Below are 24,877 nucleotides of genomic sequence, written 5' to 3'. Positions count from 1 at the left end.
CAAATCAATGTGGGGGATTCAGGCGTGGCGCTTGCGGTAGCCGTCCAGGAAGCGCGCGATGCGGCCGATGGCGTCCGTCAGGTCGTCGCTGTTGGGCAGGAAGACCAGGCGGAAGTGGTCCGGCGTGGGCCAGTTGAAGCCGGTGCCCTGCACGATCAGCACCTTCTCTTCGGCCAGCAGCTCGTAGGCGAATTGCTGGTCATCGGCGATGGGGTACATCTTCGGGTCCAGGCGCGGGAACATGTAGAGCGCGCCTTTCGGCTTGACCACGCTCACGCCGGGGATCTGGTTGAGCAGTTCGTAGGCCAGGTCGCGCTGCTTGCACAGGCGCCCGCCCGGCTGCACCAGGTCCTTGATGCTCTGGTAGCCACCCAAAGCGGTCTGGATGGCCAGCTGGCCCGGCGTGTTGGCACACAGGCGCATCGAGGCCAGCATGTTCAGGCCCTCGATGTAGTCCTTGGCATGGCGCTTTTCGCCCGACACCACCATCCAGCCGGCGCGGTAGCCGCAGGAGCGGTAGTTCTTGCTCAGGCCATTGAAGGTCAAAAACAGCACATCATCGGCCAGCGAGGCGATCGAGCTGTGCGTGTGGCCGTCGTACAGCGTCTTGTCGTAGATCTCGTCGGCCATCACGATGAGCTGGTGCTCGCGCGCGACTTCGACGATCTCCTTCAGCAGGCTCTCAGGGTAGAGCGCGCCCGTCGGGTTGTTCGGGTTGATGACGACGATGGCCCGGGTGCGCGGCGTGATCTTGGCGCGGATGTCGGCGATGTCGGGGAACCAGTCGGACTGCTCGTCGCAGACGTAGTGCACCGGACGACCACCCGAGAGCGCCACCGCCGCCGTGTAGAGCGGGTAGTCGGGCGCGGGCAGCAGCACCTCGTCGTCTTCGTTGCACAGCGCATTGATGGCCATCACGATGAGCTCGGACGCGCCGTTGCCCAGGTACACGTCATCGACCGTGACGCCCTTGATGCCTTTTTCCTGGCAGTAGTGCACCACGGACTTGCGCGGCGCGAACAGGCCTTTGGAATCGGTGTAACCCGCGGCGCCAGACAGGTTGCGGATCATGTCCTGCACGATCTCGTCGGGCGGCTCCAGCCCGAACACCGCCAGATTGCCGATGTTGAGCTTGATGATCTTGTGGCCGTCTTCCTCCATCTGCCGCGCCTTCTCCAGCACGGGCCCACGGATGTCGTAACAGACATTGGCGAGTTTGCTGGACTTGGCGATGGGTTTCAAGGTGTTCTCCGGGCCGCAGGCATGATGGGACAAAGATAGAATTTTCCCACAGCTTGGCCTCGCCCTGGGGCCGCCTCCGTTCGCAGACCGACCGATCCCGTCCCATGAAACTGCATGCAGACAACGCCGAAGGCGTCAACCTGATCCACGCCTACACCCGCACCAGCGTGTCGGTGAACGGCGAGGCCCACACCCGCAGCATCCTGGTGCCACCCACGGGCGCCGTCATCGAGTGGCCGGTGCGCGCCCTGGAAGACCTGAGCGAAGCCCATTTCGAGGCCGTGATCGAGGCCCGGCCCGAGGTGCTCATCCTGGGCACCGGCCCCACGCTGCGCTTCGCCCACCCGGGCCTGCTGCGCCGCTTGATGGCCGTGCGCATCGGCGTGGAAACGATGGACACCGCGGCCGCTTGCCGCACCTTCAACATCCTCGTCGCCGAAGGCCGCCAGGTCATGGCGGCGCTGCTGATCAGCCCCTGAAACACGCAAAACCACGTCGACCCTGCGGCCATCGCCGCCTGCCAGCATGCAGGCGCTGAGGGCTTTACGGCCCGACACCAGAAGTGTGCGAAGAAGCACTTTATAATTAGAGGTTATTCACGCAGGCTGCTGATCCGTACCTCATGACTCCCGCTCTCAACAAATCGTTGCCGGACTTTGAAGCGATCGCCACCGGTGGCGTGAAATTCACGCCGCAGGCTTTCGTCGGCCAGACCGTGGTGCTGTACTTCTATCCCAAGGACCACACCCCGGGTTGCACCACCGAAGCGATGCAGTTCCGCGACACGCACAAGGAATTCCTCAATGCGGGTGCCGTGGTGTTCGGTGTGTCTCGCGACAACCTGGCATCCCACGACAAGTTCAAGGAAAACCTCGACCTGCCCTTCGAGCTGATCGCCGACACCGAAGAGAAGCTCTGCCACATGTTCGGCGTGGTCAAGAACAAGATCATGTACGGCAAGAAGGTCAAGGGCATCGAGCGCTCCACCTTCCTGATCGGCCCTGACGGCGTGCTGCGCGAGGAATGGCGCGGCATCAAGGTCGCCGGCCACGTGGAAGACGTCCTCAAGGCGGTGCAAGGCCTCAAGCGCGAAGCCGCCTGAGCCACTGGAAGCCCACCGGCGCCACCTGCGGGTGGCGTTGTCGTTTTCGCACCCCAGGATGTCGGTTGTGGCGCCTCGGGCACAGTGTCCGCGCTCCCGCGCGATGGCGCTCAGCGGTGCACGGACTGTGCATAATGGGCTCATGCACCTGAGCTTTGTCTGCCTCAGTCCCGGATGTGACGAGCACGTTGGCCCGCCCCGGGCGCATGCCGCCGACGCCCTCGCTCATGCACATCACGCACCTCACGAACATCACGCAAGGCCGCACACTCTCCTGTGCGGCCTTTTTGTTTGCCCGGACAAGCCGTCCGTTCCCTTTCGCCACCCTGCCTGATCCACCATGCCACTGCCCAAGCCGCCCACCAAACGCGCTGACATGCTGACCGCCGACGCCTACATGTCGCAAGCCAAGGCAGCGCGCCCAGCGATCGCCAAGACGCCTGGGGCCAAATCGACCAAAGCCGCGGCCACCCCCGCCAACAACCCGATGCTGGAGCTGGTGCGCTCGCCTGTGCCCATCGCGCCGGCCTCGCCAGTCGTTTCCGCCGTGACGCCGGTCGCGAAGGTTGCCGAAGTTGCCGCCCCCGCGACCACGCCGAAGCGCCGCACCCAGCCCACCGTGGCCGACAAGGCTGGCGCAGACGCGCCCCGCGCCACCAGCGCGCCATCGGCCTCGGCCAAACCCGCCGCAGGCAGCAGCACCCGCCGCCGTCGCCCGGTGAGCGATGGCCCGGCCAAGCTCTTCGTGCTGGACACCAACGTGCTGCTGCACGATCCGATGTCGCTGTTCCGCTTCGACGAGCACGACGTCTTCCTGCCCATGATCACGCTGGAGGAACTCGACGGCCACAAGAAGGGCATGACCGAGGTGGCGCGCAACGCCCGCCAGGTCAGCCGTGACCTCGATGGCCTGGCCGCCGACATGAACAACCGCCAGCAGATCGACCCGGCCTCGGGCATCTCGCTGGCCAAGACCGGGCACACCGAAGCGGCCGGCAAGCTCTATTTCCAGACCTCGGGCATGGACTTCGAGCTGCCCATGGGCCTGCCCCCCGGCAAGGCCGACAACCAGATCCTGGGCGTGGTGCAAGCCTTGCGCAAGGCCCACCCCGAACGCGAGGTGGTGCTGGTGTCCAAGGACATCAACATGCGCATCAAGGCCCGCGCGCTGGGCCTGCCTGCCGAAGACTATTTCAACGACAAGACCCTGGACGACGGCGACCTGCTCTACACCGGCGTGCTGCCCCTGCCGGCCGACTTCTGGGAGCGTCACGCCAAGGGCATGGAGAGCTGGCAGCAAGGCGGCATCACCTACTACCGCGTCAGCGGGCCGATGGTGCCGGCGCTGATGGTCAACCAGTTCATCTACCTGGAAAGCCCGGGCGCCACGCCCTGGTACGGCAAGGTCGCCGAGATCACGGGCAAGAGCGCTGTGCTGCGCACACTCAAGGACTTCGCGCACCAGAAGCACGCCGTCTGGGGCGTCACGGCGCGCAACCGCGAGCAGAACTTCGCCCTCAACCTGCTGATGGACCCGGAATGCGACTTCGTGACGCTGACCGGCTCGGCCGGCACGGGCAAAACGCTGATGACACTGGCCGCGGCGCTGTCGCAGGTGCTCGATGAGCGCCGCTACACCGAGATCATCGTCACCCGCGTGACCGTGCCCGTGGGCGAAGACATCGGCTTCCTGCCTGGCACCGAGGAGGAAAAGATGTCGCCCTGGATGGGCGCGCTGGACGACAACCTCGAAGTGCTGGCCCGTGGCGACACGTCTGCCGGCGAATGGGGGCGCGCGGCCACCAACGAGTTGGTGCGCAGCAAGATCAAGATCAAGTCCATGAACTTCATGCGGGGGCGCACCTTCCTCAACAAGTTCCTGATCATCGACGAGGCGCAGAACCTGACGCCCAAGCAGATGAAGACGCTGATCACCCGCGCCGGCCCGGGCACCAAGATCATCTGCCTGGGCAACCTGGCCCAGATCGACACGCCCTACCTGACCGAGGGCTCGTCGGGCCTGACCTTCGCGGTGGACAAGTTCAAGGGCTGGCCGCACAGCGGGCACGTCACCCTGGCGCGCGGCGAACGCTCGCGCCTGGCGGATTTCGCCTCCGAGGTGCTCTGAGTCAGCGGCGCCTGAACCCGCCACAAGGGCTGCACAAGCCGCGCTCTGCAAAGGGCGCCCAGGAACCGAGGCATTGCCTCGGTTTTTTCATGTCTTGGAAAATGCCATGGGGCCCGCGAATGCGGGGGGTCCAGCTGGCAGGAATTGGCACCAGCTGTGCCCCCTTCTTGCGCCCAGGCCCTGTGCACGCGCGGCGCAGCCCCGGACAATCGGGGCATGGACTCTCCTCTGCAATCCGTGCAGTTGCTGATGCTGCTGGGGCTGGTGGCCTCGGTCATGACCATCGCCACCACGCGCCTGATGCGGCTGAACCCGCCGTGGCTGCCCGGCTGGCTGCGCTTTGCCTGGTTGAGCGACCTGGTGCTGTCGGCCGACCCTCGGCAAAAGGCCCTGGGGCGCCGATTCATGGTCGGCGTGGCCAACTGCCTGGCCGGCGTTCTCGCATTGAACGTCGGCGTGGTGCATGGCCTGATCGATGCCACGGCCTGCCTGTACCTCACCAGCGCGGCCTTGGTGACCCTCGCGGTGTTCTACGCCCTGATGCGCAGCGGCCTGAACCAGCGGCTGGCAGATCCGTCCATGGTCGAGCCCCAGACCTGGGTCATCATCGGTTTCCTGGCCTGGGGCTACCTGATCGGCGGGCCGGGCAGACCTGTGGCGCTCCTGCTGCTGGTGGCGATCTTGACCTTCACCATGTCCACCACCACTTTCCCCCAACTGGTGCGTGAGAGTTCGCTGGCCGCGGCGCTCTTCGGCGCGGTGATGTGGCGGGTGGCCGCTCTGGAGGGCGGCTCTGCCTCTGCCGACGTGATGCAGTGGGTGTTCTTCTGCGTGCTGCTGCTGGTGCTGGTCACGCTGTGCCTGCTGGTGGCGCAGATGTCGCGCTTGCGCGGCGAAGCGCAGTGCCACCAGGCCGAGCTCAACGACGCTCTGGGTCGCATCCGCGAGCTGGCCACGCACGACGACCTCACCGGCCTGTTCAACCGCCGCCACATGCTGGAGCGGCTGAACAACGAAAAGCACCGCACCATCCGTTCCGGCCGCAGTTTTTGCCTGGCCATGATCGACATCGACCACTTCAAGCGGGTCAACGACCAGTTTGGCCACGGCACGGGCGACCAGGTGCTGGGCAACGTGGCCAACACCATCTCGGCCGGCCTGCGCGAAACCGACGTGGTGGCGCGCTGGGGTGGCGAGGAATTCCTCGTGATGTTCACCGACACCGACTTGCTCACGGCCGAGCGGGTGCTGGTGCGCATCCAGCAGGCGCTGGCACAGACCACGGTGGCCGAGCTGGCACCGCAGCTGCGCGTGACTTTCTCAGCCGGTGTGACCGACTACCAGCCCGACGAAATGCTGACGCGCACCATCGACCGGGCCGACCGCGCCTTGTACGCGGCCAAAGCGGCGGGCCGCGCCTGCGTGCTGCGGGACCCGTCCGACCTGCGGGCATCGTCCCAGGCGGCCTGAGCCAGCCGGGTGCAGGAGGCTGGGTGCGAAGCCCAGGCCCTTCGCCCTTCAGTCGCGCTCGAACACCGCCATGCTCTCGACGTGGGCCGTGTGCGGGAACATGTTGACCGCGCCCGCCATCACGCAGCGGTAGCCACCCTGGTGCACCAGCAAGCCTGCATCTCGCGCCAGCGTGGCCGGGTTGCAGCTCACATAGACGATGCGCTTGGGCGGCACCCAATCGGGCGCCAGCGACGGGTCCTGGCGCAGGTCGGCGACGGCCTTGGCCAGGGCGAAAGCACCTTCGCGCGGTGGGTCCACCAGCCACTTGTCGGCAGGGCCGTAGCTGGCCAGCTCCTGGGGCGTGATCTCGAACAGGTTGCGCGCCACGAAGGACGTGCGCTCGGCCACGCCGTTGATGCGGGCGTTTTCCAGCGAGCGGGCCACCAGCGTTTCGCTGCCTTCGATGCCCAGCACCTCGCGGGCCTGGGTGGCCAGCGGCAGGGTGAAATTGCCCAGGCCGCAGAACCAGTCGATGACGCGCTCATCGCGCTGGACGTCGAGCAGGCGCAAGGCCCGGCCCACCAGCACCTGGTTGATGGCGTGGTTGACCTGGGTGAAGTCGGTCGGTTTGAACGGCATGGTGATGCCGAACTCAGGCAAGGTGTAGTCGAGCTTGGGCAGGGCCTCGTCCAGTGGGTGGACGGTGTCTGGCCCCTTGGGCTGCAACCACCACGACAGGGTCTGCTGACCGCTGCCCACCGGGCCGTGCGCCTGGGCGAAGTCGCGCAGGTGCTGGGCGTCGGAGGCGCTCAGGGGCTCCAGGTGGCGCAGCACCAGCACCGTGACCTCGGCGCCCACGGCGACCTCGATCTGCGGCAGGCGGTCGCGCGCTGCCATGCGGCCGATGAGGTCACGCAGCGGCATCAGCAAGGCGCTGACGTGGGGCGGCAGCACCTCGCACACGCCCATGTCGGCCACGTAGCGGGATTTGCGCTCGTGGAAGCCCACCAGCACCGTGCCCTTCTTGACGACGTGGCGCACCGACAGGCGGGCGCGGTAGCGGTAGCCCCAGGTCGGGCCTTCGATGGGGCGCAGCAGCATCTCGGGTTTGACCTTGCCCAGGTGCCAGAGGTTGTCTTCCAGCACGCGCTGCTTGACGGCCACCTGCGCGCTGGGGTGGAAGTGCTGCATCTTGCAGCCACCGCACAGGCCGAAATGCACGCACTTGGGCGCCACGCGCTGCGAGCTTTCGGTGCGGCGCTCGGCCATCGTCGCCTGCTCCCAGTTGTTCTTGCGGCGGCTGACGTTGACGCGCACCTCCTCGCCGGGCAGCGCGTCTTCGATGAACACCACCTTGCCATTGGCGCGGTGGGCCACGCCCTGCGCTTCAAGGTCGAGCGACTCGACCTTCAGCCACTCCAGGTGGGGCGGCACGGGGGGCTCAGCGGGCTCGGCAGGCGCAGCCAGGGCCGCGGCAGGCACTGGGGAAACGGGAGAGGCGGAAAGCAAATCGGGGGATGCGTCGGTCGTCATCCCCCGATTGTCTCAGGACTGGGCAGCGCTGCGCAGGGCAGCGCGGGCAGATCAGCGGCTGGGCAGCTGCTTGGCCGGATCCACCGGCTTGCCGCCCTTGCGGATTTCGAAGTGCAGCTGCACGCGGTCGGCGTCGGTGGAGCCCATCTCAGCGATTTTCTGACCCTTGCGCACGACCTGATCTTCCTTGACGAGCAAGGTCTGGTTGTGGGCGTAGGCGGTGAGGAAGTCGCTGCTGTGCTTGAGGATGACGAGGTTGCCATAGCCACGCAGGCCCGATCCGGCATAGACCACGCGGCCATCGGCCGAAGCCTGGACGGGATCACCCGCTTTGCCAGAGAAGGTCAGGCCCTTGTGCTTGCCTTCCTCGAAGCCACCGATGACGGGGCCACTGGCCGGCCAGCCCCAGTTGGGCTCGTCCACGTCCTTGGCTTCTGACGTGCTGGCCGCGGGCGGTGCGGCGCTGGGCGGTGCCGCGGTTGCGCCAGAGGCTGCGCCCGACGCCGCACCCGAAGGTGCACCGCCCACTGCGGATGCGGTGGTGGCGGGAGCGCCCTTGCCGGCTGGCGTTTTGTTGTCGAGCCCGCGGGCTTCGATCTTGGGGCTGGTCACGGGCTTGGTGGACACGCCGCTGGCCGTGGTCTCGCCCACCGGCGGTGCCACGCGCAGCACCTGACCGACTTCGATCAGGTTGGGGTTGTCCAGGCCGTTCCAGGCAGCGACGTCACGCCAGGTCTTGCCCGCCTCCAGGGCGATGCGGATCAGCGTGTCGCCCGGCTTGACGGTGTAATAGCCGGGCTTGCCGGCGTTTTCGGCACCAGGCAGCACCTTGGCCGGTGCCTGACCAGAAGCGCTGCTGGCCCCGGTCACGGGCGCGGGCTTGGCGCGGTCTTCCACGGGGGCGCGGCGGTTGGAGGAAGCGCAGCCCGCGAGGACGAGCAAGGCGGCTGCGGCGGCAGCCAGGCGGAAAGATGAACTCATGTGCATGCGGATACTCGACGAGGTGCTGGACGCGGCCAGCACCTTCCAGGGATCACGTGGTGCCTGATTTTAGGGGGACGAACAAAACAGCACCCGCACGGCTGTGCTGCAGGCTGCCATCGGGCAATCGGTCCACGATGCTCAGCACCTGCTGACCACCGCGGGCATCTTCGACAGGCGCCACCAGGCGCCCCCCCGGCGCCAGCTGGTCCAACCAGGCCTGGGGCAAGGCGGCACCGCCGGCCGCGGCGATGATGGTGTCGTAGGGTGCTTGCGGCGCGTGACCAACCATGCCATCACCATACACCAATCGCACGTCAGGCCAACCGGGCAGGCTTTGACGCAACTGGTCAAGCTGCGCTCGGGCCTTGAGGTGCAGGTCGCGCAGGCGCTCGATGGAAACGACCTGGCGCGCCAGGTGCGCCAGCAGCGCGGCCTGGTAGCCGCAGCCCGTACCGATTTCCAGGCAGGCGCCCAAGGGGCGGGCCTCGCTGCCCGGGCGGGCGGCGTGGAACACGGGCAGGCCCGGGCGTGCGCAGAGCATCTGGATCATGGCCGCCACCACCGAGGGTTTGGAGATGGTCTGGCCCAGGCCGATGGGCAGGCTGGTGTCTTCGTAGGCCTGGTTGACCAGGGCCGAATCGACGAACTGGTGGCGCGGCACCTGGCCAAAGGCGTGCAAAAGCCCGGGGTGGGAGATGCCCTCGGCCGCCAGGCGCTCGACCATGCGTGCGCGCACCCGCAGCGAATCCAGACCGACGCCCTGGGGCGTCGTGTGGCGCAGGCGCTCCTGGGCGGCGTGCTGCAGCGGCGCTTGCGGGCGCAGAACCTCACGGCCATCGCGCGACAGGCGCGCCGCGCCACCGGCCACCGGCGCGGCCGAGACGCGGTCGAGCTGCAGCGGGAAGCGCCGGGGCTTGCGCTCGGGGTGGCCCTCGCTCATCGGCGGCCCACCCAGTCCTGCCAGGCGGGCAGGCGCGCGTGGTCGGTCATGTCCACCTGCAGGGGCGTGATCGAGACGCGGCCCTCGCGCACGGCGTGGAAATCGGTGCCGGCGGCGTCGTCCAGGGCCTCACCGGCGGGACCGATCCAGTAGAAGGTGTCGCCACGGGGGTTGAGCTGTGCAACCGCCGGAAAACTGGCGTGGCGGCGGCCCAGGCGGGTGACCTCCCAGGCGGCCAGGTCGGCATCGGCCCGGGCGGGGATGTTCACGTTCAGCAGCCAGGGTCGTGCGCCCTGCCCGGCCGCGGTCTGGGCGGCCTGCTGCGCCAGCGCGTGCTCGATGACGCGACGGGCCACGCGGGTGGCCACGTCCAGGTGCTGCCAGCCTTTCTCGGCCAGGGAAAACGCGATGGCCGGGACGCCGAACAGATGGCCTTCGGTGGCAGCGGCGACGGTGCCGGAATACAGTGTGTCGTCGCCCATGTTGGCGCCGTTGTTGATGCCAGAGAGCACCAGATCGGGGCGCGGGATCAGCCCGGAGGTCAAGGCCAGGTGGACGCTGTCGGACGGCGTGCCGCTGACGAAGCGGTAGCCGTTGCCGGCCGTGTGCAGGCTGAGCGGCTGGTGCAGCGTCAGGGCGTTGGAGGTGCCGCTGGCGTTGCGCTCGGGCGCAAAGACGTCCACCGTGCCCAGGCCCTCGCAGGCTTCGACCAGGGCAGAGATGCCCGGCGCCAGGTAACCGTCATCGTTGGCAATGAGAATTCGCATCCGGGGATTGTAGAAGCGCAACGCCTCCCACCGCACTTTCCTTCAAGCAGGGGGCCTCGGTGGTGACGAGGGGGCCCAGTCGCGCAGATAATGCAACGATGTCAATTGTCCGAAAGGACGACGGCAAATCACAAATCCGGCAGGGCTCCACCCCAGGGGCGTCGGCAACAAGACAACCCAGGCGACCTGCGACGGCGGCCTCGGGAGGACTCCATGGCTGTCAAGGTACTGATTCTCGAAGACAACCCGGTGGCCCGGGGCTTTCTCTGCCGCGTGGTGCGGGAGAGCTTCAGCGACATCCACAGCATCACCGAGGTGAGCGACCTGGATGCCGCGCGGCGTTTGCTGGGCCATCCCCCTGGTGGGCGGGCGGCACCGGGCATCGACCCGTTCCAGTTGATCATGGTGGACTTGGAGTTGCCCGATGGCAGCGGCCTGGAGCTCCTGACCGAGCTGGCCAACTACCCGGCCACGCGCATCGTCACGACGCTGTACTCCGACGACGAGCACCTCTTCCCGGCCTTGCAGTGCGGCGCCGACGGTTACCTGCTCAAGGAAGACCGCTTCGAGGTGCTGGTCGAGGAGTTGCAGAAAATCGTGCGCGGCCAGCCACCGCTGTCGCCTGCCATTGCACGCCGCCTGCTGACGCATTTCCGCTCGGGTGACAGCGTGGCGCCGCTGTCGGTGGCGTCGCCGCCCTCGGCCGCCGCCCCCGCCACCGTGATGATGACGGCCGACCACGAGCGCCTGACCCCGCGCGAGAGCGAGGTGCTGACCTACCTCAGCAAGGGCTTCACGATCAAGGAGATCGCTGCGCTCATGGGCATCAAGTGGTTCACCGTGAACGACCACATCAAGTCCATTTACAAGAAACTCAACGTGTCCAGCCGGGCGGAAGCGGCCGTTCTGGCCAGCAAGCAAGGCCTGGTCTGACCGCCGCCTGACGGCTGTCAGACGGCGGTCCGAAGACAACAAGGCGGGCCCCCTCCCCATGCAGGCATCCAACCCGTCCGCCCTCGGCAAGCCCCCCGCCAGTGGCATGCAGCCGGTTGCCTGGCCATCGATCGAATCCATTCTGCAGCGCCCGCTGAACCCGCCGCGGTGGCTGGGTTGGCGTCTGCGCGCGATGGTCCTCATCGTCGTGGCGGGCCTGGCGGGCGTGCTGCTGGTGGCGCACTGGCTGGCCGCGCAGCCCAAGTTCCCCTTGGCCCTGCAGGCCACACCCCATGGCGAAGTGCGCCTGGGCACCGCCGACTACCCCACGCTGCAACGCCTGGAAGGCCTGACCTTGCTGAGCATCGCCGTGGAATCGCCCGACGCCAATGGCCGCCTGCACACCCAGGTTGCGCCCGTCAACAGCGCCCTGCTGCAGCCCTCGGGCCGCTGGATCATGGCCCCCCAGATGCGCCAGGATTTCGACCGGCTTCACCAGCGCATGGGCGAGCTGCTGGGGCACTGGTCGTCCATCGGCCTGGTGGTGCAACTGCATTTTCAGAACGCGCCGGCCGAGACGGTGCTGATCGCGCCGCGCGGCTGGTCGGGCCTGAGCCCCTTGTTCTGGCTGACCAGCGGCCTGGCCCTGCTGGTGCTGGCACTGGGCAGTTCGGTGCTGCTGGTCGGACCGCACTGGCGCAATGCAGGCTTCGTGGTGCTGGCGCTGTGCCAGTGCGTGCAGCTCTTGCTGATGGGGGTGGAACTCAACCTGGAGGCCTTCACGCCGATGTGGCTGGTGTCGCTGGACGTCCGGCTGCGCATGGCCTGCGACCTGGCCAGCGCGGCCGCCCTGGTGCTCATGGCCGCGCAGCAGTTCACGCCCAGCCAGCGTGCGATGCGGGTGACCGCACTGGCCTGGCTGGCCGCGGCGGGCCTGTGGCTGCAGTGCCAGGACCTGTGCTCGCCAGCGCACTGGTGGCTGGTGCAATTGGGCTGTACCGCGCTCGCCGTGCTGGCGGTTCTCATGGCCGGGCAGGCGCAACGCCAGGCACCCCATCCCCTGACCCTGGTGATGCGGCGCATGCTGGTCATCAGCATCGTGACTTGGAGCCTGTTGACCCTGGCGCTGTGGCTGGGTGCCAGCCGCGCCGACCTGTCGCTGCAAGTGGCCACCTACGGCGTCATCACCTGGGAGGTCTTCGTGACCTCGCTGGTGCTGATCTCGCCTTACCTGTCGCGCTCGCGGCACGTCTTGCAGGAGTTCTCGCTGCTGGCCGCCTCGGGCACCATCGCGGCCTCGCTGGACCTGCTTTTCGTGGCGCTGTTCTCGCTGGGGCAGTTCACCTCGATGACGCTGTCGCTGTTCCTGTCGCTGGGGCTGTACCTGAGCTTTCGCCGCTGGTTGCTGACCCGCCTGCCCCGCCCGGACGAGGTCACGATGGAGCAGGTCTTCCAGCAGATGTTCCGCATCGCGCGGCAGGTCGAGCGCCAGCCTGACGCCATGCACGACGCCCTGGTGCGCCTGCTGCGCGACCTGTTCGACCCGCTGGAAATCCACGTGGCTTGCGGCCAGGTCACCGAGGCCACCCTGCGTGGCAATGGCGCCATCCTGCTGGTGCCGGTGCCCTGCCGCGCACGTGGCGGCCGAGACGGCCACACCGCGCTGGTGCTCAAGCACGCACGCCGGGGCCAGAACCTGTTCACCGCCGAAGATGCCCGCCTGGCGCACCGCATCATGGAGCAGCTGCACCGCGCCCTGACCTTCGACGAGGCCGTGGAGCAAGGCCGCAGCGAAGAACGCCTGCGCATCGCCCAGGACCTGCACGACGACATCGGCGCGCGCCTGCTGACGCTGATGTACCAGGCCCCATCGCCCGAGATGGAGGACTACATCCGCCACACCATCCAGGACCTCAAGACGCTGACGCGCGGCCTGGCGGCGCAGTCGCACGTGCTCAGCGAGGCCGCGGGCGAATGGAAGCGCGACATCGACCACCGCCTGAGCGTGGCGCGCTGCGAGCTGGTCTGGCGCATGCAGTCCGATGTGGACGTCCACCTGACGATGGTGCAGTGGTCGGCGCTGACCCGCATCCTGCGCGAGCTGGTGAGCAACGCCATCAGCCACGCCCGGGCGCGCACGGTCGAGGTCAGCCTGACCCTGGCCGATGACTGCCTGACCCTGTCGGTGAGCGACGATGGCCAGGGCACCGACCCGTCGGTCTGGGCGCATGGCCTGGGCCTGGGCGGTGTGCGCAAGCGGGTCAAGCAGCTGGGCGGCTCGGTGCGCTGGCTGCAGCACGGTCCTCAGGGCATCCGCTGCGAGGTGATCGTGCCCAGCTTCGTGGGCGCCGGCTCAGGCCACGCGGGCACGGGCGCCGGGGCCTCGGGCTTCGGAGCGGACAGCCCGGGTCAGTTCTCCCACTGAGGCGTGTTGCGCAGGACCTCGTCCAGCGTCGTCACCCCTTCGGCCACTTTCATCACGCCCGACAGGCGCAGCGGCCGCAGGCCTTCTTTCGCGGCGGTGCGGCGCAGGGCGGCCATGTCCACCGTCGGGTGCATGGCGCCGCGGACGTGCTCCGACACGGGCAGCAGCTCGTACAGGCCCACGCGGCCCTTGAAGCCGGTCATGCGGCAGTCCAGGCAGCCCACGGGCTTGTAGGCGTTGACCTTGCCGTTCATGCGCCAGGGCTTGATGGCGTCGGCCAGCGTGCCCTCGTCCAGCGTGGTGTCCGGCTGCTTGCAATGCGGGCACAGGGTGCGCACCAGGCGCTGGGCCAGCACGCCGATCACGGTGGCGCTGATGAGGTAGCTGGGCACGCCCAGGTCGGTGAGGCGCGTGATGGCCGAAGCCGCGTCGTTGGTGTGCAGCGTGGAGAACACCAGGTGGCCCGTGAGAGACGACTGGATCGCCATCTCGGCCGTTTCGAGGTCGCGGATTTCGCCGACCATGATGATGTCCGGGTCCTGGCGCATGAGCGCACGCACGCCTTCGGCAAACCCCAGGTCGATGGCCGGTTGCACCTGCGTCTGGTTGAACGCTGCCTCGATCATTTCGATCGGGTCCTCGATGGTGCAGACGTTGACCTCGTCGGTGGCCACGCGCTTGAGCGTGGAGTACAGCGTCGTCGTCTTGCCCGAGCCGGTGGGCCCGGTGACCAGGATGATGCCGTGCGGTCGGCCCACCAGCTGCTCCCAGATCTTGGTCTCGGACGGCGCGAAGCCCAGCGCCTCGAAGGACTTGACCGTGTTGTCCGGGTCGAAGATGCGCATCACCAGCTTCTCGCCGAAGGCGGTGGGCATGGTGGACAGGCGCATTTCGACCTCGTCGCCGCCGGGGTTGCGCGTCTTGATGCGGCCATCCAGCGGGCGGCGTTTCTCGACCACGTCCATGCGGCCCAGCAGCTTGATGCGCGCGGTCATGGCCTGCATCACGGCCAGCGGCACCTGGTAAACCGTGTGCAGCACGCCGTCGATGCGGAAGCGGATGGCGCCCATCTCGCGGCGGGGCTCGAGGTGGATGTCAGAGGCGCGCTGGTCGAAGGCGTACTGCCACAGCCAGTCCACCACCTGGATGATGCCCTGGTCGTTGGCGTCGAGCTGGCGGTTGCTTTTGCCCAGCTCGACGAGCTGCTCGAAGTTGTGCGCGACGCTGTCGCCCGTCTTCTTGTTGGCGTCCCGCACGGACTTGGCCAGGGTGTAGAACTCGGTGCGGTAGCGCTGCAGATCGAGCGGGCTGGCCACGACGAGCTTGATCGTCTTCTTCGTGTGCGCCAGGATTTCCTCCACCCAGCCCACGTCCAGCGGCTCACTCGTCGCGATGGTGATCTCGCTGAGGCTGACCTGCACCGGCAGGGCCTTGCGGCGCTCGGCGTAGTTGATGGACATGACCTCGGCCACACGGGCCACATCGACCTTGAGCGGGTCGATGCGCAGGTAGGGCAGGCCGACCCGGCGGGCCAGCCACTCGGTCAGGGGCTCCAGCTCCAGCACGGCGCCGGTGTCGGCGCGCTTGAGGCCCAGGCCGGAGATGCGCACCAGCGGGTGCTGGGCGCTGTCGCCCGCGGCAAAACGCTGGGCGGCCAGCTCGGCATCGGCCGGGCTGAGCAGGCGGTCGGCGCTCAGCCAGTCCAGCAGCAGGCGCCAGGCCAGCGGGCCTTTGGGCGTGGCGTGCGCATCCGCCGCAGGGGTGGCCGCGCCAGCGGGGGCACGGGATGCCGTGGTGCGGGAGGCAGAGGTGGGGCTCATGGCGAGGCGGCCTTCTTTCTTGCGGATTTGGCAGCGGCTTGGGGTTCGGCTTGGGGTTCGGCTTCGGCGGCAGGCCTTGCGGCAGGTTTGACCGACTTCTCAGGCGCCCAGGCCGACAGCAGCTTGACCCATTTTCGCGCCGGCAAGGGCCAGCGGGTCGCCAGAGTTTCGGCCCTCTGGACCAGCACTTCGCGCTCCGGCAAGGCAAAGCCCTTCCAGGCCAGCACGATGGTGTTGCCATCCGACGTCGGTTTGAACACCGCCACGTGCGCATCGCCGAAGGCCGCGGCGATGCGCTGGGCGCTGCGCTCGAAGCTGGCGTCGCGCCCGAACAGGTTCACCGTCATCACGCCGCCGTCGTCCAGCACCTGCCAGCAGGCGCGGTAGAAGGCCTCGTCGTCCAGCGCGGGGCTGGCGGCTTCGTGGTCGTAGAGGTCCACGCACAGGGCGTCGGCGCTGCCGATGTGGGCCTCGTCGCGCACGTAGCGGTCGGCATCGCCTTCGATGACGCGCAGGCGCTCGTCGTCGTCCGGCAGGTGGAACCAGGCATGGCAGATGCGGATGACCTGCGGGTTGAGCTCGACCACCGTGGTCGGCAGGCGCAGGGTGCTGTGGCAGAACTTGGTCAGGGCCGCCGCGCCCAGGCCGAGGTGCAGGGTGCGGGTGCCGGCGAGCTGCTCGGGGTCGCGCAGCAGCAGCCAGGCCATCATGCGCTGGATGTATTCGAGCTCCAGCTTGTGCGGCTGGCGGATGCGCATGGCGCCCTGGATCCAGGGCGTGTCCAGGTGCAGGTAACGCACACCGGCCATTTCGGAAACGGTGGCGTCGGGCAAGGGCCCGGCCTTGGAGGCACGGGCACGGGGACTGGCGGGCGAGCGGGCGGGGGTACGGGCTGATTTGGCGGCGGTCATCGCGGGCGAGTTTGGCACATGTGGCACAGTGACCGCATGAGCCTGGCGACGCATCCACCCTGCAGCACCGCACGCCTGTCGGGGCTGGCGCCCGTGGTCGCGCCGGGTGCGCGCCTGCTGGTGCTGGGCAGCTTCCCCAGCGCCGCTTCCCTGAAGGCACAGCAGTACTACGCCCACCCTCGCAACCACTTCTGGCCGATTGTGTCGGCGCTGTGGGGCCTGTCGGGTGACGCGGCCTTGCAGCACCGGCCTTATGCCGAGCGACTGCCGTTGGCCCACGCCCACGGCCTGGCCATCTGGGACGTCTATGCCGGCTGCGAGCGCGAGGGCAGCCTAGACAGCGCCATCCGCGAGGCGGAGCTCAACGACCTGCCCGGCCTCGTGCGCCAGCTGCCCACGCTGCGTGCCATCGCCCACAACGGCGGGGAGTCCGCACGGCACAGGCGCATCACCCAGGCCCTGGGCCTGCCCGTGGCCCAGTTGCCATCGACCAGCCCGGCGAATGCGTCTTGGTCGTTCGAGCGCAAGCTGGCGGCGTGGCGGGCGGTGTTCGAGCAGGCGGGTGTGATGCGGCCCATCGAGGGGCACGCTGCATGAAGCCCAGCACGCTGGCCACACTCTGGCGATCGCAGGAGATCCGCTTGCTGGCGCCCATCGTGGCGCTCGGCATCGCGGTGTGGAGCTTCATGAAGATCGCCAGCGAGGTGCTCGAAGGCGAGGCGCATGCCCTGGACCTGCGCATCCTGAGCTGGTGCCGCGTGGACGCCCTGCCCGACCAACCCTGGGGCCCGCTGTGGTTCCAGGAGGGCATGCGCGACCTCACCGCGCTGGGCAGTCCGGCCGTGCTGGCCTTCACCGTGGTGGCCGTGTGGGGCGGGCTGATGTTGGCGCGCCAGCGCGGCATGGCCTGGCTGGCGCTGGGCTCGGCCGTGGGCGGGCAGGCCCTGGCGCTGGGGCTCAAGGCGGTGTTTTCGCGCGACCGGCCCGACGCCGTCTTCCACGCCACCGTGGCCGCGGGCCACAGCTTCCCGAGCAGCCACGCGATGATGTCGGCCGTGGTCTTCCTGACCCTGGCCGCGCTCGTGGCCAGGCTGACGCCCCGCACCACCTTGCGCGCCTACGCGCTGGGCATGGCCGCGCTGCTCAGTGGCGCGGTGGGCGTGTCGCGGGTGTATCTGGGCGTGCACTGGGCCTCGGACGTGGTCGCCGGCTGGGCCGGTGGCGCGGCTTGGGCGCTGGCGTGCTGGTTGCTGGCGCGCCGGCTGGGCCTGGGTCAAGGCCTGGGCGCAGCCTCGGGCCCGGTCGCTCACACACAGGCAGGCACACGCTCATGACACCCCCCAACGAACCGGACGCGTTCAAAGGCCAAGGTTTCACCGCACGCCTGGGCCATGCCCTGGACGGCTTGCGCGCCGCCTGGCGGCTCGAAGCCAGCGTGCGCACCCATGCCCTGGCCACGGTGGCCGTGGCGGTGCTGCTGGCGCTCAGCCACGCGCCCGCCCTGTGGTGGGCGGTGATGGCCCTGACGGTGGGCGCGGTGGTCAGCGCCGAGCTGCTGAACACGGCCATCGAAGCCCTGGCCGACCACCTGCACCCCGGGCGCCACCCCGCCATTGGCCTGTGCAAGGACGTGGCCGCGGGCGCGGTGCTGGTCAGTACCCTGGCGGCCCTGGCCGTGGGCGCGGCCTTCCTGGTCGGGCATGTGCTGCCCTGGCTGGGCTGGCTAGGCTGAAGCCTGCAGCGCGGCCAGCCTGGGCAAAGCGGCCAGTGCATTGCGCGTGGTGAGCTCGCGCAGCGCGTCCAGCGACAGGCCGCGCAGCCCGGCCAGGGTCTGGGCGATGCGCGGCAGCTCGCTCGGTTCGTTGCGGCTGCGCTCTCCGCGGGCGCGGGCCTCGGCCGTCACGTAGAGCCAGTGCGGTGGGATGTCCGGTGCATCGGTTTCCAGCACCAGGGCTTCGGGCGACAGCTCGGCGGCCAGGCGGCGGATCTGCAAGGCGCGTTCGAAGGTCATGGCGCCGCCAAAGCCCAGCTTGAAGCCCAGCTCAACGAAGGTTTGGGCCTGCTGCGCGCTGCCGTTGAAGGCGTGCGCGATGCCGCCGGCCACGGGGCGACCCACATCGCGCAGGCGGCGCAGGTGCTTGAGCAGGCCATCGGCGCTGCGCCGCACGTGCAGGATGACGGGCAGGCCATGCGCCACGGCCAGGTCGAGCTGCGCGGCGTAGAAGCGCTCCTGCAAGGCGCGGCTGGCCTCGTCCTGCAGCTCGGGCACGAAGTGGTCCAGGCCGATCTCGCCCACCGCCACCAGGCGCGGGTCCTCGCGCCAACGCTGCAGGGCGGCGTCCAGCAAGGCCAGGGCGTCGTCGGGCACCTGGCGAACGAACAGCGGGTGGATGCCCAGGGCGTAGGCGCCGCCGAAACGGTGGGCCGCATCCCGGGCCGGTGCGAAGGTCTGCGGCGACACCGCGGGGATGACGATCAGGCCGACACCGGCCTCGCGGGCGCGTTGCACCACGGCCTCGCGGTCGGCGTCGAACTCGGGCGCGTCGAGGTGGCAGTGGGTGTCGGTCCAGACCGCCATGCCGCGCCTGCGTCAGTCGGTGAAGCGGCCACCCACCAGGCGGCGGCGCTGGGCGCAGCGCTGGGCCAGCTCGCCATCGTGGGTGACGATGACCAGGGCCGTGCCCTGCTGCGCAGCCAAGTCGAGCATCAGCGCGAACACGGTGTCGGCGGTCTGGCGGTCGAGGTTGCCGGTGGGCTCGTCGGCCAGCACGCAGGCAGGCTGTGTGACCAGGGCGCGGGCCACGGCCACGCGCTGGCGCTCGCCACCGGACAGCTCGGCCGGGCGGTGGCCCACGCGGTTGCGCAGGCCGACGCGGTCCAGCCAGGCCTCGGCCTGGGCTCGCGCCTGGTCGATGGGCATGCGCCGGATCATCAGCGGCATGGCCACGTTGTCCAGCGCCGTGAACTCGGGCAGCAGGTGGTGGAACTGGTAGATGAAGCCCAGGTGCTGGTTGCGCCAGGCGCCCTGCTCCGCGGCCGACAGCTGCGCCAGGTCGCGCCCCATCAGGCGCACCGAGCCGCGCGTGGGCGCGTCCAGGCCGCCCAGCAGGTGCAGCAGCGTGCTCTTGCCCGAGCCGGAGGTGCCGACCACGGCCAGGGTGTCGCCCCGGGCCACGCTGAGGTCCACGCCGTCGAGCACGGTCACATCCAGCGGGCCTTCGTGGAAGCGCCGCACCAGGCCGCGCGCATCGAGGATCAGGTCTGCAGACAAATTTCGGGATGAATCGGCCATGCCTGCCTCAGATGTTCAACAGCCAGGCGATGACGTTCTTGGCCACGAAGCCCAGCAAGCCAAAACCCAGCACGAGGAAAAGCACGAAGGTGCCGAACTTGCCGGCCTTGGACTCGCGCGCCAGCTGGAAAATGATGAACACCATGTACAGGATGAAGCCGCCCACGCCAACGGTCAGCCCCAACTGCGCAATCTGTTCTTCTGTGAAACCACCCATGTCAATCCGCTTCACCCGGATCCCGCACCACCAGATCGCGGTAGGCATGCCAGGTGGCATGGCCCAGGATCGGCATCACGAGGATCAAACCAAACATCAGGGTGCCCAGGCCGAGCAGGCTCAGCGACATCACGATCGCGGCCCACAGGCTCAGGCAAATGGGGTTGGCCATCACGGCTTTCCAGCTCGTGAGCACGGCCTTCTGGACCGACACGCGGCGGTCCAGCAGCAAGGGGATGGCGACGACGCTGGAGGCGAACACCGGCGCGGCCATCAGCCCGCCGACGATCAACCAGATCTCGAACAAGCCACCATCGGGCGCCAGCACCACGCGCATCAGGAAATCGTTGGGCGTGGTCACGGGCGGCTTGACGCCCAGGGTGATGAGGGCGGCGGATGACACCACCCAGCCCGTGCCCAGGGCGGTGAGCAGCACGCCGAACCTGACCAGGCGGCCATCCAGCGAGGCCCACACCTGCCAGACGGTGGCCAAGCCGGCGTCTTCGCCGCGCAGCAGCGCCCGGCTCACCGCGTACAGCCCGGTGGACAGGATGGGCGCGACCATCAGGAAAGCCGACAGCGCACCGGCCAGCACCCAGAAGCGGTCCCAGGCCAGGAACATGATCAGGCCACCGAAGGCGCCCATCGCGATGCCATGCAGCAGGCCGACCAGGGGCGCGTCCATGAAGTCGCTCCAGCCGCGCGCCAGCCACAGGAAGGTGCGCAGGGAGTGCACCTTGCGCACGCGCAGGGGGCGCTCGGTCGGCAGGCGGACGTGGCTTCGGGCATCACTCATATCGCAGGGCCTCGGCAGGTTGCACACGGCTGGCACGCCAACTCGGGTAGAGCGTGGCCAGCAAGGAGAGCAGCAGCGAAATCACGGCAATGGGCACGACGTCGGCGGACTGCGGGTCCGAGGGCATCTTGCTGATCAGGTAGATGCTGCCAGGCAGGAAGTTCACGCCCAGCAAGCGCTCGATGAAGGGCACGATGACGTCGATGTTGCAGGCCACCAGCAGGCCCAGGCCCAGGCCGCCCAGCGTGCCCATCACGCCCGAGAGCGAGCCCTGCACCATGAAGATGCCCATGATGGAGCGCGGGCTGGCGCCCAGGGTGCGCAGGATGGCGATGTCGGCCTGCTTGTCGGTCACGGTCATCACCAGGGTGGAGACCAGGTTGAACGCGGCCACCGCCACGATGAGCGTGAGGATGATGAACATCATGCGCTTTTCCACCTGCACGGCGTCGAACCAGTTGCGGTTGGTGCGCGTCCAGTCGCGCACGACGACGTCGCCGCCGAGGCGGTCAGAGAGTTCGGTGGCCACGAAGCGGGCGTCTTGCGGGTCTTTGAGCTTGAGCTGCAAGCCACTCGGCCCGCCGGTGCGGAACAGCTTGGCCGCATCGTCGATGTGCATCATCACCAGGCCGTTGTCGTACTCGTAGTGGCCGGCGCTGAAGGTGCCCACCACCGTGACCTGCTTGACGCGGGGCACCACGCCCGCCGGCGTGACCTGGCCGCTGGGCGCCACCAGGGTGAGCGAATCGCCTTCCATCACGCCCAGCGAGCGCGCCATCTCCTGGCCGATGACCACGCCCCAGCCGCCCGGGGTCAGGCGCGCGAAGGTGTCTTTCATCGTGGCGGCCAGCGGCGTGACCGTCGCTTCGGCCTCGGGCAGGATGCCGCGCACCACGCTGCCGCGCATGTCCTCGCCCCGGGCGATCAGGGCCTGGGCAGGCACGAAGGGCGCCGCGCCAACGACGGCCGGGTGCTTTTTCGCCTCGGCGGCCAGCACCTGCCAGTCGCGCAGGCCGATGCCCGAGGTGTCGAGGATCTCGACGTGTGCGATGACCGACAGCATGCGGTCGCGCACTTCCTTTTGGAAGCCGTTCATCACCGACAGCACGATGATCAGGGCCGCGACCCCCAGGGCGATGCCCAGCACCGACACCCCGGAAATGAAAGAAATGAAGCCATTGCGGCGGGCCGAGCGGGCTGCGCGTGTGTAACGCCAGCCCACGCGCCACTCGTAGGGCAAATCGAAAGGCAAGTTCATGTTGGGGGGAGTGTACCCACTCGATAATCGGGGACCACGCCACCGCCCGCCATGCCGTCCACAGATTCCACACCCCGCCTGCCCTCCCAGGACGCCACGCCGCACTGGCTCATCCCGTTCGCGGCCAGCCTCTCCGAGCCCTGCCAGCACGCCCTGCCCCACCTGGACGCCGAAGGCCGCCTGCCAAACCTGCGCGCGCTGGCCTCGCGCCTGGGCGTGGTCGCCCGCAGCGATGGCGACGAGTACGCCCTGTCGATGCCGCACGAGCGGGTGCTGGCCGCCGCGCTGGGCTGGCCCGTGGGCCCCGACACCGACGGCCGCCTGCCCTGGGCGCACTGGTGGGCCGCGCAAGACGGCCTGCAGCTCGACGCCAACGCCTGCTGGGCCTTGCTCAGCCCCGGCCACTGGCTGATGGGCCGCGAACACCTCACCCTGCTCGACCCGAACGCGCTGGGCCTGGACGCCGCCACCTCGCAAGCCCTGCTCGAAGCCCTGCGCCCGCTGTTCGAAGACGACGGCTGGCAGCTGCGCTGGGGTGCGCCCACCCGCTGGTACGCCAGCCACCCCCTGCTGGACGGCCTGCCCACGGCCTCGCTGGACCGCGTCGTGGGCCGCAACCCCGACCTGTGGCTGAGCGCCGATGCTGCAAGAAAAACTGCCAGCGACGCCACACGCGCCCTGCGCCGCCTGCAGGCCGAGGTGCAGATGTCGCTCTACCAGCACCCGCTGAACGCCCGGCGCGAGGCCGAGGGCCGAGACACCGTCAACTCCTTCTGGGTGAGCGGCTGCGGCCGGTTGCCCAGTGGTGGGCTGCCCGACCTGCCGGTGTGGCCCGCAGGCCTGACCCTGTGCGACGACCTGCGCGCCGGCTTGCTCTCCGACGACATGCCCGTCTGGGTGGACGCCTGGCAGCAGCTCGACGCCACCGTGCTGGCCGCGCTGGTGCGGCGCCTGGACGCCGGCCAGCCCCTGCGCCTGACCCTGTGCGGCGAGCGCCACGCGGTCACGCTGGGCACCGGCACCGCCGATGGTGGCGGCTTCATGGGTGGCTTCATGGGCACCCTCCAGCGATCACTCCAACGGCCACTCCAGGCCCTGCGCCCCCGCCGCGCCGCGCCCCTGCCCTCGGCCATCCTGGCCCCGCTCTGACGCTCCCCAGCCTCATCCCGAAGCTCCCCACACCGGCCCCGCATGAAACTCATCCCCCGCGACGTCCCGCCCCGCAGCGCCTGGAGCCTGGAGCAAGCCGGCGTGCCGCCCCTGCTGGCCCGCCTCTTCGCCGCCCGCGGCATCCGCTCGGCAGACGAACTCGACGACGCCCCCGCCCGCCTGCTGCCGCCCGAATCGCTCAAGGGCTGCACCGAGGCGGCCGTGCTGCTCGCCGACGCCATCCAGCAGGGCCAGCGCATCTGCATCGTCGCCGACTACGACTGCGATGGCGCCACCGCCTGCGCCACCGGCCTGCGCGGCCTGCGCATGCTGGGCGCACAGCCTGAGCACATCGGCTACGTCGTGCCCGACCGCGCCGTGCACGGCTACGGCCTGACGCCGCCCATCGTCGAGATGGTCCGCGCCCGCGGCGCCGATGTGCTGGTCACCGTGGACAACGGCATGGCCAGCCACGAGGCCGTCAACATCGCACGCGGCCTGGGCATGAAGGTGCTCATCACCGACCACCACCTCCCCGTCATCGACGCGCAGGCCCGAGTCAGCCTGCCCGAGGCCGACGTCATCGTGAACCCCAACCAGCCGGGCTGCCCTTGCCCCAGCAAGGCCATGGTCGGCGTGGGCGTGATGTTCTATGTGCTGCTGGCCTTGCGCGCCGAACTGCGCCGCCGCGGTGCTTTCGAGGCCGCGCAACAGCCGCGCATCGACGCCCTGCTCGACCTGGTGGCCCTGGGCACCATCGCCGACGTGGGCCGCCTGGACGACAACAACCGCCGCCTTGTCAGCCTGGGCCTCAAGCGCATCCGCGCCGGGCGCATGCAGCCGGGCATTGCCGCGCTGTTCGCCGCCGCCAACCGCGACCCGGCCAAGGCCACCAGCCAGGACTTCGGCTTCGCCTTGGGCCCGCGCATCAATGCCGCCGGGCGCCTGGCCGAAATGGGCTTGGGCATCGAGTGCCTGCTGACAGACGATGCGGCCCGCGCCCAGGCCCTGGCCCGCCAGCTCGACGCCATCAACCGCGAAAGGCGCGACATGGAGTCGGGCATGCGCGAGCAGGCCGAGCTGATGCTCGAAGCGCTCATGCCCCAGGACGAGCCCCCCGCCGCGCTGGCCCTCTTCGACCCCGACTTCCACGAAGGCGTGGTCGGCATCGTCGCCTCGCGCCTCAAAGACCGCCTGCACCGCCCGGCCTTCGTGTTCGCGCGCGGCCAAGACGGCCTGCTCAAGGGCTCGGGCCGCTCGATTCCTGGATTTCACCTGCGCGACGCGCTCGACCTCATCGGCAAGCGCCACCCCGGCCTGCTGCTGAAATTCGGCGGCCACGCCATGGCCGCGGGCTGCACCATCGAAGCCAGCAGCTTCGACACCTTCCGCGACGAGCTGCAGCGCGTGGCCGAGGCCGGCATCGAACCCGCCCTGCTGGCCCGCCAGCTCAGCACCGACGGCCCGCTGGCGCCCGAATGCTTCACCGCCGAGGCCGTGGCCCAGATGGACGCCGCCGTATGGGGCCCGGGCTTCGATGCGCCCGTGTTCAGCGAAGAGGTGGAGGTGCTGGGCCAGCGCCTGGTCGGCGAGCGCCACCTCAAGCTCAGCCTGCGCGTGCAAGGCACCGTGCGCGACGGCATCTGGTTCGGCCGCACCGAGCCCCTGCCCGACCGCGCGCAGCTGGCTTACCGCGTCAGCCTGGACGAATTCCAGGGGCGGCAGCGGGTGCAGGTGGTGGTGGAGGGCATGGCGGACTGAGGCCGCAAGCGGTTTTCACCCGCCCGTCGCCCGATTTGCCTGGCGCGCAAGGCCCGGTGCCTTGCACGCAAGCCAGAAAGGCTTGCGCGCGAAGATCAAAGGGCGGCCCGCGACTGGTTTTGGCTTGTGGGCGAAGTGTGAGGGCCTTGCGCGCAAGGCAAAACGCG

23 protein-coding genes are annotated in these 24,877 nt (G+C 69.0%); 11 read left to right on the top strand and 12 right to left on the bottom strand.

Annotated elements, in window-relative coordinates; all coding sequences use genetic code 11:
- Nucleotides 1-18: 18 nt before the first annotated feature.
- Complete coding sequence (locus EV672_RS08795) at nucleotides 19-1,242, bottom strand: pyridoxal phosphate-dependent aminotransferase (RefSeq protein ID WP_133608366.1); 1,224 nt, start codon at nucleotides 1,240-1,242, stop codon at nucleotides 19-21.
- 104 nt (nucleotides 1,243-1,346) lie between these two features.
- Between EV672_RS08795 and EV672_RS08790 the strand changes: the two genes are divergently transcribed.
- The 4 genes from EV672_RS08790 to EV672_RS08775 all read left to right on the top strand — a co-directional run bounded on the left by EV672_RS08790 (nucleotide 1,347) and on the right by EV672_RS08775 (nucleotide 5,942).
- The gene (locus tag EV672_RS08790) at nucleotides 1,347-1,721 is read left to right on the top strand and encodes an Mth938-like domain-containing protein (RefSeq protein WP_133608364.1); all 375 of its coding nucleotides are present in this window, start codon (nucleotides 1,347-1,349) and stop codon (nucleotides 1,719-1,721) included.
- A 143-nt stretch (nucleotides 1,722-1,864) separates the two neighbouring features.
- On the top strand, nucleotides 1,865-2,344 hold the full coding sequence (locus EV672_RS08785) for a peroxiredoxin (RefSeq protein WP_133608362.1): 480 nt from the start codon (nucleotides 1,865-1,867) through the stop codon (nucleotides 2,342-2,344).
- Between the two features lie 340 nt (nucleotides 2,345-2,684).
- Nucleotides 2,685-4,472: a PhoH family protein gene (locus tag EV672_RS08780; RefSeq protein WP_133608360.1), complete on the top strand. Its 1,788-nt coding sequence runs from the start codon at nucleotides 2,685-2,687 to the stop codon at nucleotides 4,470-4,472.
- Nucleotides 4,473-4,688: 216 nt separating this feature from the next.
- Complete coding sequence (locus EV672_RS08775) at nucleotides 4,689-5,942, top strand: diguanylate cyclase (RefSeq protein WP_133608358.1); 1,254 nt, start codon at nucleotides 4,689-4,691, stop codon at nucleotides 5,940-5,942.
- A 48-nt stretch (nucleotides 5,943-5,990) separates the two neighbouring features.
- Here EV672_RS08775 and rlmD read toward each other — a convergent pair whose 3' ends face one another.
- The 4 genes from rlmD to surE are packed head-to-tail and all read right to left on the bottom strand — an operon-like array spanning nucleotide 5,991 to nucleotide 10,148.
- Complete coding sequence (gene rlmD, locus EV672_RS08770; RefSeq protein ID WP_133608356.1) at nucleotides 5,991-7,457, bottom strand: 23S rRNA (uracil(1939)-C(5))-methyltransferase RlmD; 1,467 nt, start codon at nucleotides 7,455-7,457, stop codon at nucleotides 5,991-5,993.
- Between the two features lie 51 nt (nucleotides 7,458-7,508).
- Nucleotides 7,509-8,438, bottom strand: a complete 930-nt coding sequence (locus EV672_RS08765) for a peptidoglycan DD-metalloendopeptidase family protein (protein ID WP_243738596.1) — start codon at nucleotides 8,436-8,438, stop codon at nucleotides 7,509-7,511.
- Nucleotides 8,439-8,490: 52 nt separating this feature from the next.
- Complete coding sequence (locus tag EV672_RS08760) at nucleotides 8,491-9,381, bottom strand: protein-L-isoaspartate O-methyltransferase family protein (protein ID WP_133608352.1); 891 nt, start codon at nucleotides 9,379-9,381, stop codon at nucleotides 8,491-8,493.
- The gene (surE, locus tag EV672_RS08755; protein ID WP_133608350.1) at nucleotides 9,378-10,148 is read right to left on the bottom strand and encodes a 5'/3'-nucleotidase SurE; all 771 of its coding nucleotides are present in this window, start codon (nucleotides 10,146-10,148) and stop codon (nucleotides 9,378-9,380) included. The genes EV672_RS08760 and surE overlap by 4 nt, the downstream gene beginning before the upstream one ends.
- 213 nt (nucleotides 10,149-10,361) lie before the next feature.
- Between surE and EV672_RS08750 the strand changes: the two genes are divergently transcribed.
- A complete protein-coding gene (locus EV672_RS08750; RefSeq protein WP_133608349.1) occupies nucleotides 10,362-11,081 on the top strand; it encodes a LuxR C-terminal-related transcriptional regulator in 720 nt (239 codons plus the stop codon).
- Nucleotides 11,082-11,139: 58 nt separating this feature from the next.
- Nucleotides 11,140-13,506: a sensor histidine kinase gene (locus EV672_RS08745; protein WP_133608347.1), complete on the top strand. Its 2,367-nt coding sequence runs from the start codon at nucleotides 11,140-11,142 to the stop codon at nucleotides 13,504-13,506.
- Here the strand turns inward: EV672_RS08745 and tfpB are convergent.
- Together tfpB and EV672_RS08735 are read right to left on the bottom strand one after the other, a co-directional pair.
- Entirely contained in the window at nucleotides 13,491-15,326 is a 1,836-nt protein-coding gene (tfpB, locus tag EV672_RS08740) for a type IV pilus assembly ATPase TfpB (RefSeq protein WP_133608345.1), read from the bottom strand. The two genes, EV672_RS08745 and tfpB, sit on opposite strands and share 16 nt — an antisense overlap.
- Nucleotides 15,323-16,237 (bottom strand): spermine/spermidine synthase domain-containing protein, encoded by a 915-nt coding sequence (locus EV672_RS08735; protein ID WP_424923133.1) that lies wholly within the window; start codon nucleotides 16,235-16,237, stop codon nucleotides 15,323-15,325. The genes tfpB and EV672_RS08735 overlap by 4 nt, the downstream gene beginning before the upstream one ends.
- 36 nt (nucleotides 16,238-16,273) lie before the next feature.
- On the opposite strand from EV672_RS08735, the gene EV672_RS08730 reads away from it, so the two are divergent.
- The 3 genes from EV672_RS08730 to EV672_RS08720 are packed head-to-tail and all read left to right on the top strand — an operon-like array spanning nucleotide 16,274 to nucleotide 17,969.
- Nucleotides 16,274-16,834, top strand: coding sequence for a DNA-deoxyinosine glycosylase (locus EV672_RS08730; RefSeq protein ID WP_133608343.1), 561 nt, complete (start codon nucleotides 16,274-16,276; stop codon nucleotides 16,832-16,834).
- Nucleotides 16,831-17,571, top strand: coding sequence for a phosphatase PAP2 family protein (locus tag EV672_RS08725; RefSeq protein ID WP_133608341.1), 741 nt, complete (start codon nucleotides 16,831-16,833; stop codon nucleotides 17,569-17,571). The genes EV672_RS08730 and EV672_RS08725 overlap by 4 nt, the downstream gene beginning before the upstream one ends.
- Entirely contained in the window at nucleotides 17,568-17,969 is a 402-nt protein-coding gene (locus EV672_RS08720) for a diacylglycerol kinase (protein WP_133608339.1), read from the top strand. Before EV672_RS08725 ends, EV672_RS08720 begins: the two co-directional genes overlap by 4 nt.
- Here the strand turns inward: EV672_RS08720 and EV672_RS08715 are convergent.
- From EV672_RS08715 to EV672_RS08695, 5 genes are read right to left on the bottom strand one after another with little or no spacing between them, the layout of a single operon-like run.
- Nucleotides 17,961-18,815 carry a TatD family hydrolase gene (locus EV672_RS08715; RefSeq protein WP_133608337.1) on the bottom strand — a complete coding sequence of 285 codons (855 nt, stop codon included), beginning with the start codon at nucleotides 18,813-18,815 and terminating at the stop codon, nucleotides 17,961-17,963. The two genes, EV672_RS08720 and EV672_RS08715, sit on opposite strands and share 9 nt — an antisense overlap.
- Nucleotides 18,816-18,827: 12 nt before the next feature.
- On the bottom strand, nucleotides 18,828-19,529 hold the full coding sequence (locus tag EV672_RS08710) for an ABC transporter ATP-binding protein (RefSeq protein ID WP_133608335.1): 702 nt from the start codon (nucleotides 19,527-19,529) through the stop codon (nucleotides 18,828-18,830).
- A gap of 7 nt (nucleotides 19,530-19,536) precedes the next feature.
- Entirely contained in the window at nucleotides 19,537-19,746 is a 210-nt protein-coding gene (locus EV672_RS08705) for a DUF2788 domain-containing protein (RefSeq protein WP_133608333.1), read from the bottom strand.
- Between the two features lies 1 nt (nucleotide 19,747).
- Complete coding sequence (locus tag EV672_RS08700; protein ID WP_133608331.1) at nucleotides 19,748-20,542, bottom strand: DUF2189 domain-containing protein; 795 nt, start codon at nucleotides 20,540-20,542, stop codon at nucleotides 19,748-19,750.
- Complete coding sequence (locus tag EV672_RS08695; RefSeq protein WP_133608329.1) at nucleotides 20,535-21,800, bottom strand: lipoprotein-releasing ABC transporter permease subunit; 1,266 nt, start codon at nucleotides 21,798-21,800, stop codon at nucleotides 20,535-20,537. The genes EV672_RS08700 and EV672_RS08695 overlap by 8 nt, the downstream gene beginning before the upstream one ends.
- Before the next feature lie 51 nt (nucleotides 21,801-21,851).
- On the opposite strand from EV672_RS08695, the gene EV672_RS08690 reads away from it, so the two are divergent.
- A complete protein-coding gene (locus tag EV672_RS08690; RefSeq protein WP_133608327.1) occupies nucleotides 21,852-22,949 on the top strand; it encodes a hypothetical protein in 1,098 nt (365 codons plus the stop codon).
- A 42-nt stretch (nucleotides 22,950-22,991) separates the two neighbouring features.
- Nucleotides 22,992-24,710 carry a single-stranded-DNA-specific exonuclease RecJ gene (gene recJ, locus EV672_RS08685; protein WP_133608325.1) on the top strand — a complete coding sequence of 573 codons (1,719 nt, stop codon included), beginning with the start codon at nucleotides 22,992-22,994 and terminating at the stop codon, nucleotides 24,708-24,710.
- Nucleotides 24,711-24,877 lie beyond the last annotated feature (167 nt).

The organism is Aquabacterium commune, from assembly GCF_004362855.1.
GTDB classification, from domain to species: Bacteria; Pseudomonadota; Gammaproteobacteria; order Burkholderiales; family Burkholderiaceae_C; genus Aquabacterium; species Aquabacterium commune.
This window is presented reverse-complemented; position numbering and strand designations above follow the sequence as displayed.

Bases quoted from the DNA above. Each gene is read 5' to 3' on its own strand.
- EV672_RS08790 (WP_133608364.1), top strand. From the start codon at position 1,347: ATGAAACTGCATGCAGACAACGCCGAAGGCGTCAACCTGATCCACGCC.
- EV672_RS08785 (WP_133608362.1), top strand. From the start codon at position 1,865: ATGACTCCCGCTCTCAACAAATCGTTGCCGGACTTTGAAGCGATCGCC.
- EV672_RS08780 (WP_133608360.1), top strand. From the start codon at position 2,685: ATGCCACTGCCCAAGCCGCCCACCAAACGCGCTGACATGCTGACCGCC.
- EV672_RS08775 (WP_133608358.1), top strand. From the start codon at position 4,689: ATGGACTCTCCTCTGCAATCCGTGCAGTTGCTGATGCTGCTGGGGCTG.
- rlmD (WP_133608356.1), bottom strand. From the start codon at position 7,457: ATGACGACCGACGCATCCCCCGATTTGCTTTCCGCCTCTCCCGTTTCC.
- EV672_RS08765 (WP_243738596.1), bottom strand. From the start codon at position 8,438: ATGAGTTCATCTTTCCGCCTGGCTGCCGCCGCAGCCGCCTTGCTCGTC.
- EV672_RS08760 (WP_133608352.1), bottom strand. From the start codon at position 9,381: ATGAGCGAGGGCCACCCCGAGCGCAAGCCCCGGCGCTTCCCGCTGCAG.
- surE (WP_133608350.1), bottom strand. From the start codon at position 10,148: ATGCGAATTCTCATTGCCAACGATGACGGTTACCTGGCGCCGGGCATC.
- EV672_RS08750 (WP_133608349.1), top strand. From the start codon at position 10,362: ATGGCTGTCAAGGTACTGATTCTCGAAGACAACCCGGTGGCCCGGGGC.
- EV672_RS08745 (WP_133608347.1), top strand. From the start codon at position 11,140: ATGCAGGCATCCAACCCGTCCGCCCTCGGCAAGCCCCCCGCCAGTGGC.
- tfpB (WP_133608345.1), bottom strand. From the start codon at position 15,326: ATGAGCCCCACCTCTGCCTCCCGCACCACGGCATCCCGTGCCCCCGCT.
- EV672_RS08735 (WP_424923133.1), bottom strand. From the start codon at position 16,237: ATGACCGCCGCCAAATCAGCCCGTACCCCCGCCCGCTCGCCCGCCAGT.
- EV672_RS08730 (WP_133608343.1), top strand. From the start codon at position 16,274: ATGAGCCTGGCGACGCATCCACCCTGCAGCACCGCACGCCTGTCGGGG.
- EV672_RS08725 (WP_133608341.1), top strand. From the start codon at position 16,831: ATGAAGCCCAGCACGCTGGCCACACTCTGGCGATCGCAGGAGATCCGC.
- EV672_RS08720 (WP_133608339.1), top strand. From the start codon at position 17,568: ATGACACCCCCCAACGAACCGGACGCGTTCAAAGGCCAAGGTTTCACC.
- EV672_RS08715 (WP_133608337.1), bottom strand. From the start codon at position 18,815: ATGGCGGTCTGGACCGACACCCACTGCCACCTCGACGCGCCCGAGTTC.
- EV672_RS08710 (WP_133608335.1), bottom strand. From the start codon at position 19,529: ATGGCCGATTCATCCCGAAATTTGTCTGCAGACCTGATCCTCGATGCG.
- EV672_RS08705 (WP_133608333.1), bottom strand. From the start codon at position 19,746: ATGGGTGGTTTCACAGAAGAACAGATTGCGCAGTTGGGGCTGACCGTT.
- EV672_RS08700 (WP_133608331.1), bottom strand. From the start codon at position 20,542: ATGAGTGATGCCCGAAGCCACGTCCGCCTGCCGACCGAGCGCCCCCTG.
- EV672_RS08695 (WP_133608329.1), bottom strand. From the start codon at position 21,800: ATGAACTTGCCTTTCGATTTGCCCTACGAGTGGCGCGTGGGCTGGCGT.
- EV672_RS08690 (WP_133608327.1), top strand. From the start codon at position 21,852: ATGCCGTCCACAGATTCCACACCCCGCCTGCCCTCCCAGGACGCCACG.
- recJ (WP_133608325.1), top strand. From the start codon at position 22,992: ATGAAACTCATCCCCCGCGACGTCCCGCCCCGCAGCGCCTGGAGCCTG.